Annotated in this window: 13 protein-coding genes and 1 riboswitch; of the genes, 10 read left to right on the top strand and 3 right to left on the bottom strand. The window is 72.0% G+C overall.

The annotated features are described in order from the left end of the window. Nucleotides 1-1,698 carry a flavin monoamine oxidase family protein gene (locus L3078_RS08300; protein WP_239752396.1) on the top strand — a complete coding sequence of 566 codons (1,698 nt, stop codon included), beginning with the start codon at nucleotides 1-3 and terminating at the stop codon, nucleotides 1,696-1,698. Between the two features lie 45 nt (nucleotides 1,699-1,743). Here the strand turns inward: L3078_RS08300 and L3078_RS08295 are convergent, their stop codons facing one another. Continuing rightward, nucleotides 1,744-2,463, bottom strand: coding sequence for a DUF5995 family protein (locus L3078_RS08295; RefSeq protein ID WP_239752395.1), 720 nt, complete (start codon nucleotides 2,461-2,463; stop codon nucleotides 1,744-1,746). 209 nt (nucleotides 2,464-2,672) lie between these two features. Here L3078_RS08295 and L3078_RS08290 point away from each other — a divergent pair, with 209 nt between their 5' ends. Beyond that, nucleotides 2,673-3,842 (top strand): glycoside hydrolase family 6 protein, encoded by a 1,170-nt coding sequence (locus L3078_RS08290; protein ID WP_239760247.1) that lies wholly within the window; start codon nucleotides 2,673-2,675, stop codon nucleotides 3,840-3,842. Between the two features lie 23 nt (nucleotides 3,843-3,865). On the opposite strand, the gene L3078_RS08285 is transcribed toward L3078_RS08290, so the two are convergent. Further along, the gene (locus tag L3078_RS08285; protein ID WP_239752394.1) at nucleotides 3,866-5,077 is read right to left on the bottom strand and encodes an MFS transporter; all 1,212 of its coding nucleotides are present in this window, start codon (nucleotides 5,075-5,077) and stop codon (nucleotides 3,866-3,868) included. Between the two features lie 189 nt (nucleotides 5,078-5,266). Here L3078_RS08285 and L3078_RS08280 point away from each other — a divergent pair, with 189 nt between their 5' ends. Beyond that, nucleotides 5,267-6,586, top strand: coding sequence for an ROK family transcriptional regulator (locus L3078_RS08280; RefSeq protein ID WP_239752393.1), 1,320 nt, complete (start codon nucleotides 5,267-5,269; stop codon nucleotides 6,584-6,586). A gap of 34 nt (nucleotides 6,587-6,620) precedes the next feature. Here the strand turns inward: L3078_RS08280 and L3078_RS08275 are convergent, their stop codons facing one another. After that, nucleotides 6,621-7,379, bottom strand: a complete 759-nt coding sequence (locus tag L3078_RS08275; RefSeq protein ID WP_239752392.1) for an SDR family oxidoreductase — start codon at nucleotides 7,377-7,379, stop codon at nucleotides 6,621-6,623. A 371-nt stretch (nucleotides 7,380-7,750) separates the two neighbouring features. Next, nucleotides 7,751-7,881: riboswitch (FMN riboswitch) on the top strand. Between the two features lie 155 nt (nucleotides 7,882-8,036). Between L3078_RS08275 and L3078_RS08270 the strand changes: the two genes are divergently transcribed. The 7 genes from L3078_RS08270 to L3078_RS08240 are packed head-to-tail and all read left to right on the top strand — an operon-like array spanning nucleotide 8,037 to nucleotide 12,822. Beyond that, entirely contained in the window at nucleotides 8,037-8,657 is a 621-nt protein-coding gene (locus tag L3078_RS08270; protein WP_239752391.1) for a riboflavin synthase, read from the top strand. Then, nucleotides 8,654-9,286 (top strand): nicotinamide mononucleotide transporter family protein, encoded by a 633-nt coding sequence (locus L3078_RS08265; RefSeq protein WP_239752390.1) that lies wholly within the window; start codon nucleotides 8,654-8,656, stop codon nucleotides 9,284-9,286. The genes L3078_RS08270 and L3078_RS08265 overlap by 4 nt, the downstream gene beginning before the upstream one ends. Beyond that, nucleotides 9,283-10,572 (top strand): bifunctional 3,4-dihydroxy-2-butanone-4-phosphate synthase/GTP cyclohydrolase II, encoded by a 1,290-nt coding sequence (locus L3078_RS08260; RefSeq protein ID WP_239752389.1) that lies wholly within the window; start codon nucleotides 9,283-9,285, stop codon nucleotides 10,570-10,572. The genes L3078_RS08265 and L3078_RS08260 overlap by 4 nt, the downstream gene beginning before the upstream one ends. A gap of 49 nt (nucleotides 10,573-10,621) precedes the next feature. Further along, nucleotides 10,622-11,107 carry a 6,7-dimethyl-8-ribityllumazine synthase gene (ribH, locus tag L3078_RS08255; RefSeq protein WP_045557284.1) on the top strand — a complete coding sequence of 162 codons (486 nt, stop codon included), beginning with the start codon at nucleotides 10,622-10,624 and terminating at the stop codon, nucleotides 11,105-11,107. 34 nt (nucleotides 11,108-11,141) lie between these two features. Beyond that, the gene (locus L3078_RS08250) at nucleotides 11,142-11,414 is read left to right on the top strand and encodes a phosphoribosyl-ATP diphosphatase (protein ID WP_239752388.1); all 273 of its coding nucleotides are present in this window, start codon (nucleotides 11,142-11,144) and stop codon (nucleotides 11,412-11,414) included. A 47-nt stretch (nucleotides 11,415-11,461) separates the two neighbouring features. Beyond that, complete coding sequence (gene hisG / locus L3078_RS08245) at nucleotides 11,462-12,337, top strand: ATP phosphoribosyltransferase (RefSeq protein ID WP_239752387.1); 876 nt, start codon at nucleotides 11,462-11,464, stop codon at nucleotides 12,335-12,337. Between the two features lie 20 nt (nucleotides 12,338-12,357). Continuing rightward, nucleotides 12,358-12,822 (top strand): PH domain-containing protein, encoded by a 465-nt coding sequence (locus L3078_RS08240; protein ID WP_239752386.1) that lies wholly within the window; start codon nucleotides 12,358-12,360, stop codon nucleotides 12,820-12,822. The last annotated feature ends 35 nt before the right edge of the window (nucleotides 12,823-12,857 follow it).

The raw sequence follows: 12,857 nt of genomic DNA, 5'->3' as shown, positions 1-12,857 counted from the left end.
ATGACGTCCACCGTGCCCAACGCCGTCGAGCACGCAGACGAGCAGCAGCCGCCGATCACCATGTTCGGCCCGGACTTCCCATACGCGTACGACGACTTCCTGGCCCACCCGGCCGGTCTGGGCCAGATACCGGCCACCGAGCACGGGGCCGAGGTCGCGGTCATCGGCGGGGGCCTGTCCGGCATCGTGGCGGCGTACGAGCTGATGAAGATGGGGCTCAAGCCGGTCGTCTACGAGGCCGACCGGATCGGCGGGCGTCTGCGGACGGTCGGCTTCGAGGGCTGCGACCCGTCGCTCACCGCCGAGATGGGGGCGATGCGCTTCCCGCCGTCCTCCACGGCACTCCAGCACTACATCGACCTGGCGGGTCTGGAGACCCGGCCGTTCCCCAACCCCCTCGCGGAGGCGACGCCGTCGACCGTCGTCGACCTCAAGGGCGAGTCCCACTACGCCGAGACCATCGACGACCTGCCGCAGGTCTACCGGGACGTGGCCGCCGCCTGGAAGGCCTGCCTCGAAGAGGGCGCCGACTTCTCCGACATGAACCAGGCGCTGCGCGAGCGGGACGTGCCGCGCATCCGGGAGATCTGGGCGAAGCTCGTCGAGCGGCTCGACAACCAGACCTTCTACGGCTTCCTCTGCGACTCCGAGGCCTTCAAGTCCTTCCGGCACCGCGAGATCTTCGGCCAGGTCGGCTTCGGCACCGGCGGCTGGGACACCGACTTCCCCAACTCCATCCTGGAGATCCTGCGCGTCGTCTACACCGAGGCCGACGACCACCACCGCGGCATCGTCGGCGGCAGCCAGCAACTCCCGCTGCGGCTCTGGGAACGCGAGCCCGAGAAGATCGTGCACTGGCCGTACGGGACGTCCCTCAGGTCCCTGCACACTGCGGGGGAGCCCCGGCCCGCCGTGACCCGGTTGCAGCGGACCGCCGGCAACCGGATCACCGTGACGGACGCGAACGGCGACATCCGCACCTACCGGGCGGCGATCTTCACCGCGCAGTCCTGGATGCTGCTCTCGAAGATCGCCTGCGACGACTCGCTCTTCCCGATCGACCACTGGACGGCGATCGAGCGCACCCACTACATGGAGTCCAGCAAGCTCTTCGTGCCCGTCGACCGGCCGTTCTGGCTGGACAAGGACGAGGTCACCGGCCGGGACGTCATGTCGATGACGCTCACCGACCGCATGACGCGCGGGACCTATCTCCTCGATGACGGCCCGGACAAGCCCGCCGTCATCTGCCTCTCCTACACCTGGTGCGACGACAGCCTGAAGTGGCTGCCGCTGTCGGCGAACGAGCGGATGGAGGTCATGCTGAAGTCGCTCGGCGAGATCTACCCGAACGTCGACATCCGGAGCCACGTCATCGGCAACCCGGTGACCGTCTCCTGGGAGAACGAGCCGTACTTCATGGGCGCCTTCAAGGCGAACCTGCCCGGCCACTACCGCTACCAGCGGCGCCTGTTCACCCACTTCATGCAGGACCGGCTGCCCGACGACAAGCGGGGCATCTTCCTCGCCGGCGACGACATCTCCTGGACGGCCGGCTGGGCGGAGGGCGCGATCCAGACCGCGCTCAACGCGGTCTGGGGCGTCATGCACCACTTCGGCGGCGCCACGGACGCGACCAACCCCGGCCCGGGAGACGTGTACGACACGATCGCCCCCGTCGAACTCCCCGAGGACTAGGGCGGTTTCGCGGGAGGAGCCACCCCCGGCCGCACGAGCCGGGGGTCACCCGCGAGGACGGCAGTCGGCGCGTTCGGGCATCGGGGTCAGCAGCATGCGGCCCGCGAGGCCCACCGCCGCGTCCAGCCGGTGGGCGAACTCCTCGGCGAGATCGGGGAGACCGCGCAGCGCCCACAGCGCTCGGGCGGCCGACCAACTGGCCTCACGGGCGCGTTCCAGGCTCCACGCGCCGAGCAGATGCGTGAGCGGATCGGCGATCTGGAGAAGATCGGGACCCGGCATCAACTCCTCGCGGATACGTTCCTCCAACGACACGAGCACATCGCCCACCTGCTCGAACTCGTCCTCCAGCTCGGCCGGTTCGCAGCCGAGCGTACGACAGGTGTCCACGACGGCCAGCGCGAGATCGTGCCCGATGTGCGCATTGATGCCGCAGAGGGCGAACTGCAGCGGCCGTACCCCGGGGTGGCGCCGGAACTGCAGCAGCGGCCGCCAGCACGCGGGCGCGTGCCCGCCCTCGGCGACCCGCAGATACCGCTCGGCGAAAAGCACGTCCAGGGTGATCGCGGCCTCGGCGTCCGGGAAGTGACCGGTGTCCAGGCGCCGTCCGATGGCCTCCGTGACAGCGAGGTAGACGCCGTTGAAGACGGCGATCCCGTCCCGCTCGGGAAGGACGGCGTCCAGAGCGCGCATACGGGAGACGACCGTGTCCACGGGATCGTCCGCCGGGTCCACGGAAGGGGTGAAATGTTGCGACTGCGCCATAGTTGGCAGGGTCGCAGGCCTACGCTGACACCGGTGCCGCCGTGCCCTGCGCGTCCCCGGAACGGGGTAACGCGGGCGCGGCGGGAAGTACCGGGAAGCCGACGGAGCGCGGTCCGGGGAACAGGGGGGAGCACCACGTGTCAGGCTTACGCGCCCAGCGTCTGGCCGCACGCCGAGCCGAACGCCGGCGGGCGGCGAGGCGCGGCGCCATGACGGCGGCGGCGTCGCTCATGGCCGTCGTCGGGACGATCACCGGCATGGTGGCGGCGATGGGCGGTGAGAGAGGCGCCGACGAGGCCCGACCGCGGACGAGCCGCTCATGGGCCCTTCCGTCCGACCCCTCCACCCCTTCCGGGCTCTCCGGCCCGACCGGAGGGAGCGGGCCCGCCCCGGACCGCTCCACCCCGGCGCGCGTCCCGTCCTCGTCGTCGCCCCCGCCCGGCCCCTCGGTGAAGGCCGGAGCGCGGCCCCCGGCGGAGCGGACCGCACAGCGCGCGGCGCCCGGGACCGGCCCCGGTGTGCTCTACCGCCACCCCGACTCCCAGGTCCTCGACTGGGTCCGTGACCACCCCGACGACCCGCGCGGCGCCGCCATCGAGTCCGGCATCGCCGACCGCCCCGCCGCCGTCTGGTTCACCGCCCCCGACCCCGCCGCCCTCACCTCGCAGGTCGCGGCCGTCGCCTCCGGGGGCGCCGCGCGGGACCAGGTGCCGGTCCTCGTGGCGTACGCGATCCCCGACCGCGACTGCGGCGGTGCCTCCCAGGGCGGGGCACCGAACCTGGACGCGTACGACGCCTGGATCGACGCGTTCGCCGCCGGGCTCGGCTCGGAGGACGTCATCGTGATCCTGGAGCCGGACGCGATCGCCCAGTCCGACTGTCTCTCCGCCGACGGCCGCGCCGACCGCTTCGCCTCGCTCGCCCGCGCGGGCCGGGTCCTCAAGGCGGCCAACCCCGACGCCCGCGTCTACTACGACGCCGGGCACTCTCGGTGGAACACCCCGGGCAAGCAGGCAGCGCTCCTGCGCCGGGCGGGCGCCGCCGCCCCCGACGGCTCCGACGGCGTCTTCAGCAACGTGTCGAACTTCAACCGCACGGAGGCCGAGGTCGCCTACACCCGCCGGGTCCTCGACGCCCTCGGCGCTCCCGCCGGGCTCGGCGCCGTCATCGACACCAGCCGCAACGGCAACGGCGCCCCGGCCGACGGCGCCTGGTGCGACCCCACCGGCCGCGGCCTCGGCCGCCCGCCCACCCTCACCACCGGCGAGCCCCGCGTCCACGCCTACCTGTGGGTGAAACTCCCGGGCGAGTCCGACGGCTGCCGAGGGCGGGCCGGGGCGTTCTCGCCGGCATACGCGTACGAGCTGGCGCGGGGCTGAGCGAGGCGTCGCGGGCGGCCGGATCAGGCCTTCGGGTCGGGCAGCGTCACGTTCGGCAGGGGCACCCGGGGGCGGTCGGAGTCGCTGGTGCGCAGCACGCCCGCGAAGGCGACCAGGCCGCACGCCAGCACGGTCACCAGGCCGAACGACACGACCAGACTGGTCAGTTGAGCCAGACCGCCGATCGCGCTCGGCGCCACGAGCCCGGAGGTGTACGTGATGGTCGCGACCCCCGCGATGGCCTGACTGGGGTTGGGCCCGCTGCGGCCGGCGGCGGCGAAGCAGAGCGGTACGACGACCGCGATGCCGAGGCCCATCAGCGCGAACCCGGTCATCGCGACCGCCGGCGCGTTCGCGACGACGATGAGGACCCCGCCGAGGGCGGCCAGCACGCCGCTGACCCGGACCGTACGGACCGAGCCGAAGCGGTTGACCACCGCGTCGCCCGCCAGCCGGGCGACCGCCATGGTCAGCATGAACCCGGTGGTGCACGCCGCCGCGAGCCCGGCCGAGGTCTCCAACTGGTCCCGCAGATAGACCGCCGACCAGTCCAGGGCCGCCCCCTCCGCGAACACCGCGCAGAAGCCGACCGCGCCGATCAGCAGCGCCGACTTCGGCGGCAGCGCGAACCTGGGCGGCGGCTCCTCGTCCTCGGTGGGCCGCAGATCCAGTACCCACTGGCAGGCGACCAGTCCGAGGACGGTGAGCGCGGCCGCCGCGAGCACGTGGTGCAGCCGGGCGTCCGAACCGAGGTGCGCCGCGAGGGTGCCGGCCGCCGAGCCGACGAGGGCGCCCGCGCTCCACATGCCGTGGAGACCCGACATGATCGACTTCCCGAGGCGGCTCTCGACCTCGACACCGAGCGCGTTCATGGCGACGTCCGACATGCCCGCCGACGCGCCGTACACGAACAGCGCGAGGCAGAGCGTCCAGAGGTTCGGCGAGAGGGAGGGCAGGACCAGCGCGAGCGTCCACATCGAGAGCAGTCCGCGCAACGCCGTACGGGCGCCGAACCGGTGACTGATCCGACCCGCGAGCGGCATCGCCAGCGAGGCGCCGATCGCCGGGAAGGCGAGGGCGAGACCCAGTTGGCCCGCGCTGACCCCCGCATGGTCCTGGATCCACGGCACACGGGTCGCGAACGAGCCGGTGACGGCGCCGTGCACCGCGAACACGGCCGCCACGGCGTAGCGCGCCCGCCGCACCTCGCGCTGCTCGTAGATCACCGCACTCATTCTCCGCCTCCCTGAATCATCCGCCCGCCGCCCTCGACCCTCCGGTTCCCGGATGTCCTCGGCCCACCCCGACCCCGTAGCGCTCGCGTAAACTATCAGGAACCCTGCCTGATAGATAGTGAGCGGGGTGGGGAGCAGACGCTTCGGGCCGACCGCCCCGCGGTGCCGCCTATCTGGGAGGATCCCGGCATGCCCGCATCACCCAGCACCGCCCGAGCCATCAACGACCGGCTCGCCCTGCGACTGCTGCAGCAGGAAGGGCCGCTGACGGCAGGGCAGTTGAAGCAGCTCACCGGCCTGTCCCGGCCCACCGTCGCCGACCTCGTGGAGCGCCTCACGGCCGCCGGCCTGATCGAGGTCGTGGGGGAGTCCGGGGAGCAGCGGCGCGGGCCCAACGCCCGCGTCCACGGCATCGTCGCCGACCGCGCGCACCTCGCCGCCGTCGACGTGCGCACCGAGGGGGTCTCGGTCGTCGTCACCGACCTGATCGGTACCGAGCTGACGCGGGCGTCCGTCCCGATCGCGGACGACGCCGGCACGGGGCCCGCGGTCGAGCAGGCGGTCGCCCTGGTGGAGCGCGCCGCCAAGGAGGCGGGCGCCGACCGGCTGCACACGGTGGCGATCGGCGCCCCCGGTCTGATCGACCCGGCCACCGGCGAACTCCGCGACTCCAGCGGCCTCCCCGCCTGGCACCGCCGCCTGGTCGCCGCCCTCGGCGAACGGCTCCCCGCCCGCGTCCTCGTGGAGAACGAGACCAACCTCGCCGCGCTCGCCGAACAGCGCGACGGAGCCGCCCGCGACCGCGACACCTTCGTCCTCCTCTGGCTCGGCCTCGGCACCGGCGCCGCCGTGGTCCTCGACGGCCACCTCCGGCGCGGTGCCTCCGGCGGCACCGGCGAGATCGGCTTCCTCCCCGTCCCGGGCACGGCCACGGTCCCCTCCGCCGTCGACTGCGAGGGCGGCTTCCACTCCCTCGGCGGCGCGGCGGCGGTGGTCGCGCTGGCTGCCGCCCACGGCCTCAGGGCCGAGGCCGCGGCGCACGAGCCGTACGCGGCGACGCTGGTGCGCACGGCGGCGACCGCCCTCACGACGCCCGGCGGCACGGCGGCCTCGACGACGCCTGCCTCTCGCACGGCCTCCGACGCCGCCCTCATGGCGCCCGGCGGCGCGGCGGCCTCGACGCCGCCCGCCTCTCACGAGGCCTCCGACACCCCCTCCGACACCACCCCCCACGCCGCCTTCCTCGATGCCCTCGCCGACCGTGTGGCCATCGGCGTGGCCTCGGTCGTCGCCGTGCTCGACCCCGGCTGTGTGGTGCTCGGCGGCGAGGTCGGCCGGGCCGGCGGTCGCGAACTCGCCGGCAGGGTGGGGAAGCGGCTGGCGGCGATGTCGCCGTTGCCGACCGAGGTGCGAGCCAGTGGCCTCGGCGGGGCCGCCGTGCTGCGCGGCGCGCTGCTCATGGCCCGGGAGGCGGCCCAGGACGACCTGTTCGGCTCGCCCGCGCGGTAGCCCGGGCGCCCCCTTGCCCGTTACCCCTCACCCCTCACCCCTTGCCCGGCGCCGCCCCGAACCGCTGCTCCAGGTACTGCGTGAACGTCACCGTGCCCACCGCGCGCCCCGGCGTGAGATGGCCGCCGGCGCGGAAGCCCCGGTAGGCCTTGCCGAACAGCGGGACGTTCACGAGCGGGCGGCGGCGGCCGGTGGCCGACAGATAGGCGCGGGCCAGCTTGGGGAAGCTGAGGACCTCCGGGCCGCCCAGGTCGTCGACGCGACCGGCGGGGGCACCCACGGCCAGCTCCGCCAGCCGGTCCGCGACCTCGGTGACGGCGACGGGCTGGTCGCTCACCCCGGCGGGGAGCATCATGACCGGCGGCTTGGAGAGACTCTGGAACAGCAGCACGACCAGGTCGTGGAACTGGGTCGCGCGCAGGATCGTCCAGCCCAGCCCGGACCCCTCGACCAGCCGCTCGACCGCCAGCTTGGACCGGTAGTAGCCGAGCGGCACCCGGTCCACCCCGACGATCGAGATGTAGACGAGATGGCGCACCCCGGCCCGCCGCGCCGCCTCGATCAGATGCTCCGCCGCCTTCTCGTCGCCCCCGCGCGGCGACGTCGCGCAGTGCACGATCGTGTCCACCCCCGCCACGGCCTCGTCCAGCCCGCTCCCGCCCGCGACGAGGTCGACGGCGTACGGCTGGGCGTGCCGGCTGAGGACGCGTACATCGTGTCCGGCCGCCCGCAGCCGCTCGGTCAGGGGGTGCCCGAGGACGCCGGTGCCACCGGTCACCAGGATTGTGGTCATGCTGTTTCCTTCGCGTCGGCGAGCGGAACCAGCCCGCGCGGCTGCCGTCCCGCGACCTCCAGCCTGCGCGTCCCGGCCCCGGTCGGCAGTGCGGGGGACCCGGCGGCGGGGCAAGGGCCGTCGTCACCGCCGCCGGGCCGTTCAGGGCGGGTACCGCGACCGCAGACTTTAAAAGGACTAGACCAAGCTGGTCAATGGGTTTCGGCCCCTTCGAGTGGTGTCACGGCCACGGAAGTTGACCCTTGGTCAGTGATAGCCGAAAACCGGCGGTGCTCGCCGGAGAAGTCCAGCGAAGTCGTCTGTGAGCCACCCCACAGCCCTCACCCGCATGGGTGCCGATCGGGCGTGGCACACTGGCCATGTACCAGAAGCAGCGCACTCCGGGGTCGGTGAAAGTCCGAACCGGCGGTTATAGTCCGCGACCCGGTCGCTTCCAGCGGCCGGTTGACCAGGTGAAATTCCTGGACCGACGGTTAAAGTCCGGATGGGAGGCAGTGCGCGGCGGGCGGGCATGCGTGCGCGCCGCCGTCTGTTTTTGGCCTACCCCGACAGGGGTGGGTCTTCTACGCGGCGTCGCCCCCTGTGCCGCTGTCCGCTCTGTCTGTCGTCTTCGACAGCCCCGGAGTCCGTGCCCCACGAGGCAGGAGGACCCGGGAAGTGTTCACCGGAATCGTCGAAGAGCTGGGTGAGGTCACCGCCGTCGAGAATCTCGGCGACTCCTCCCGCTTCCGTCTGCGCGGCGCCGTCGTCACCGAGGGCGCGAAGCACGGCGACTCCATCGCCGTCAACGGCGTCTGTCTCACGGTCGTGGAGCACGAGGACGACTGGTTCACCGCCGACGTCATGGCGGAGACCCTCGAACGCTCCAGCCTCGGCGCCCTCGGCGTCGGCTCCCGCGTCAACCTCGAACGCCCGATGGCCGTCGGCGAGCGCCTCGGCGGGCACATCGTGCAGGGCCACGTCGACGGCACGGGCCAGGTCATCGAGCGCAAGCCCTCCGAGAACTGGGAGATCGTCAAGATCTCGCTCCCGGCGGACCTCACCCGGTACGTCGTCGAGAAGGGCTCCATCACCGTCGACGGCATCAGCCTCACCGTCGTCGACGCGGGCCCCGACTACTTCACGGTGAGCCTCATCCCGACCACACTCGACCTGACCACGCTCGGCCGCAAGCAGCCCGGCGACCCGGTCAACCTGGAGGTCGACGTCATCGCCAAGTACGTCGAGCGCCTGCTGGGCAACCAGGGAGCGGCGAACACCGGGGGAGCGGGACGGTGAACTCCCTGAACACCGTCGCCTTCACGGCCTTCGGCCAGCAGATCCTCTGGTCGGACATGATCGGCAACGTCCTCGGACTGATCGCCCTCGCCCTCGGCGCGATCCGCTCCCTCTGGAACTGGCCCGTGCAGTTCCTCTCCGGCCTCGTCCTCTTCGGCGCCTTCGTCGGCCACCTCACCGGCAGCGCCGGCAAGCAGGTCATCGTCATGGTCGTCGCCGCGTACGGCTGGTGGCAGTGGAACCGTACGAAAGGTCAGTCCGCGGACGGTGCCATCACCCCGCGCTTCGCCACTTGGCGCGAGCGCGGGTACCTGATCGCCGGCGCCGTGCTCGGCACCCTCGCCGTCGGCGGCCTCTTCACCGCCTTCCCGACCCTGTCCTGGGACCCCTGGCCGGACGCCTACATCTTCACCGGCACCATCGTCGCCATGTACGCCCAGGCGCGCGGCATGGTCGAGTTCTGGTTCGCCTGGCTGCTCGTCGACCTCGTCGGCGTCCCCCTCAACTTCGCCAACGGATACGCGTTCTCCGGATTCGTCTACATCATCTACGGCGCGCTCGTCCTGTGGGGCATGCGCGACTGGTGGCTGCGCTCCCGCAAGCCCGCCCTGGAAGGAGCCCCCGCATGAGCACGGCGCCGATCCTCTACAGCACCGACGACATCGAGGAGTTCGGGCTCGACCCGGTCGAGCAGGCCATCGCCGACATCGCGGCGGGCCGCCCCGTCGTGGTCGTCGACGACGAGAACCGCGAGAACGAGGGCGACCTCGTCATCGCCGCCGAGAAGGCCACCCCCGAGATCATCGCCTTCATGATGAGCGAGTGCCGGGGCATGATCTGCGCCCCCATGGAGGCGGACGAACTGGACCGGCTCGAACTGCCGCAGATGGTGCAGCAGAACACCGAGTCCATGCGCACCGCCTTCACCGTCACCGTCGACGCGGGCCCCCAGCACGGTGTCACCACCGGGATCTCCGCCTCCGACCGCGCCACCACCCTCCAGCTCCTGGCGAGCGGCACCGCCGAGCCCGGCGACTTCGTCCGGCCCGGCCACATCTTCCCGCTGCGCGCCCGCTCCGGCGGGGTGCTCGTGCGCGACGGCCACACCGAGGCCGCCGTCGACCTCGCCCGTCTCGCGGGCCTGCGCCCGGCCGGCGCGATCGTCGAGATCGCCGGCGAGGACGGCCGCATGCTGCGCCTGCCCGAACTGATCCCGTTCGCCCGCAAGCACGGCCTGACGATCATCTCCATCGAGGACCTGATCGCCTACCGCCGCAGCTCCGAGCCCACCGTCAAGCGCGAGGCGAAGACCCAACTCCCCACCGCCTTCGGTGACTTCACGGCCTACGGCTACCGCTCCACGGTCGACGGCGTCGAACACGTCGCCCTCGTCCACGGCGAGATCGGCGACGGCGAGGACGTCCTCGTCCGGGTCCACTCCGAATGCCTCACCGGCGACATCTTCCATTCCCTGCGCTGCGACTGCGGCCCCCAGCTGGAGACCTCCCTCCAGCGCATCGCCGCCGAGGGCCGGGGCGTCGTCGTCTATCTGCGCGGCCACGAGGGCCGCGGCATCGGACTGCTGTCCAAACTGCGCGCGTACGAGCTCCAGGAACTCGGCCGCGACACCCTCGACGCCAACCTGGAGCTGGGCCTGCCCGCCGACGCCCGGGACTACGGGGCCGGGGCGCAGATCCTGCGGGACCTGGGTGTGCGCGGTGTGCGCCTGATGACCAACAACCCCGAGAAGACCGACGCCCTCGTCCGGCACGGCCTCGTCGTCACCGACCGCGAGCCGATGCCCGTCCGCGCGGGCGAGCACAACCTCCGCTACCTGCGCACCAAGCGGGACCGGATGGGCCACGACCTGCCGTGGCTGGACACGACCAGCGCGTCCACCTGCGGCAACCAGTAACACCAGCGGCAAGATCCACGAAGAAGAGTTCCAGGAACCAAGGAGCAACGTGAGCGGCAAGGGCGCACCCGAACTGTCCGTACGCAACTGCGGCGACCTGCGCGTCGCGGTCATCGCGGCGCAGTGGCACGAGAAGGTGATGGACGGCCTCGTCGAAGGCGCCCTGCGCGCCCTGCGCGACCTGGGCATCACCGAGCCGACCCTGCTGCGGGTCCCCGGCAGCTGGGAACTCCCCGTCGTCGCCAAGGTCCTCGCGGGCCGCGGCTACGACGCCATCGTCGCCCTCGGTGTCGTCATCCGCGGCGGCACCCCCCACTTCGAGTACGTGTGCCAGGGCGTCACCCAGGGCCTCACCCAGGTCTCCGTCGACACCGGCGTCCCCGTCGGCATGGGCGTACTGACCTGCGACACCGAGGAGCAGGCCCTGGACCGCGCGGGCATCGAGGGCTCCAACGAGGACAAGGGCCACGAGGCGGTGACGGCGGCGGTGGCGACAGCGGCCACGCTCCGCTCAGTATCTGAACCGTGGCGCTGACGAAACGCCGGTGTGGCATAGGCTGAGCGTCACCATGTCCAAGAAGACGTTCGAGGAGCTCTTCACCGAGCTCCAGCAGAAGGCCATCACCGGCGACCCCGCCACTTCCCGCACCGCTGAACTGGTCGAGAAGGGCGTCCATGCCATCGGCAAGAAAGTCGTCGAGGAGGCCGCCGAGGTGTGGATGGCCGCCGAGTACGAGGGCAAGGAAGCCGCCGCCGAGGAGATCTCGCAGCTGCTCTACCACGTCCAGGTGATGATGGTCGCCCGCGGCATCTCCCTGGACGACGTGTACGCCCACCTGTAAGTCAGCCCGTTCCGCACCTCACCTCTCACGCAAAGGAAGCTCGCCTCATGCTGCGCATCGCCGTCCCCAACAAGGGTTCCCTGTCCGGCCCTGCGGGGGAGATGCTGCATGAGGCCGGCTACCAGCAGCGCCGGGAGTCCAAGGAACTGCGGATCGTCGACCCGGTCAACGAGGTGGAGTTCTTCTACCTCCGCCCCCGCGACATCGCGATCTACGTCTCCTCCGGCCGTCTCGACATCGGCATCACCGGCCGGGACCTGCTCATCGACTCCGGCGCCAACGCCGAGGAGATCCTCCCGCTCGGCTTCGCCCGCTCCACCTTCCGCTTCGCCTCCAAGCCGGGCACGGCGAACGGCGTCGCGGACCTCAAGGGCAAGACGGTCGCCACCTCCTACGAGGGCATCGTCGCGGGACACCTCGCGGACAACGGCGTCGACGCCTCCGTCGTCCACCTCGACGGCGCGGTCGAGACCGCCATCGAGCTGGGCGTCGCCGAGGTCATCGCCGACGTCGTCGAGACCGGCACCTCCCTGCGCAACGCCGGCCTGGAGGTCTTCGGCGAGCCGATCATGAAGTCCGAGGCCGTCGTCATCCGCCGCGTCGGCGCCGCCACGGCCGCGGAGTCCGCGGAGTCGTCGGAGCACGAGGCCAAGGTGCAGCAGTTCCTGCGCCGCCTGCAGGGCGTCCTCGTCGCCCGGACCTACGTGATGATGGACTACGACTGCCGCGTCGAGCAGTTGGAGAAGGCCGTCGCGCTCACCCCGGGCCTGGAGTCCCCGACCGTCTCGCCGCTGCACAACGAGGGCTGGGTCGCCGTCCGCGCGATGGTCCCCGCCAAGGAGGCCCAGCGGATCATGGACGATCTGTACGACATCGGGGCCCGGGCCATCCTGACCACCGCCATCCACGCCTGCCGCCTCTGACGGCCGGGGAGTCGTACGCCATGCCGGACCAGCCCTCCCTCCCCGCCCTGCCCGTCACTTTTCGGCCGGGCCGCACCCGGGCCGTGCTGCTGACCGCAGCGGGCGCGATCTTCGTCGTCATCACCGTCGTCGCGGTGCTGTTGCCCACGCTCGGCCCCGGGGAGCGCCTCAGCTTCGTCTTCACGGCGGCCATGCTCGCCGGGGTGCTGTGCATGCTCTCCCGGCCCAAGGTGGTCGCCGACGAAGCCGGGGTGACCGTCGTCAACATCACCGCGCGGCGGCAGCTGGGCTGGGCCGAGATCGTGCAGGTGAACCTGCGGGTCGGCGACCCGTGGGTCTTCCTCGACCTCACCGACGGCACCAGCCTGCCCGCGCTCGGCATCCAGCCGGGCATCGCCAAGCAGCACGCCATCGAGGACGCCCGGACCCTCCGAGCACTGGTGGAGAGCCGCTCGGTCGCCGAGCCGGAGCAGCAGCAGGGCTGACCCGACCGAAGCTCAGGACTGACCCGACCGAAGAT

It is taken from the genome of Streptomyces deccanensis, assembly GCF_022385335.1.
Classification (GTDB): domain Bacteria; phylum Actinomycetota; class Actinomycetes; order Streptomycetales; family Streptomycetaceae; genus Streptomyces; species Streptomyces deccanensis.
The sequence above is the reverse complement of the archived record's forward strand: the minus strand, read 5'-3'. Positions and strand labels throughout refer to the sequence as shown.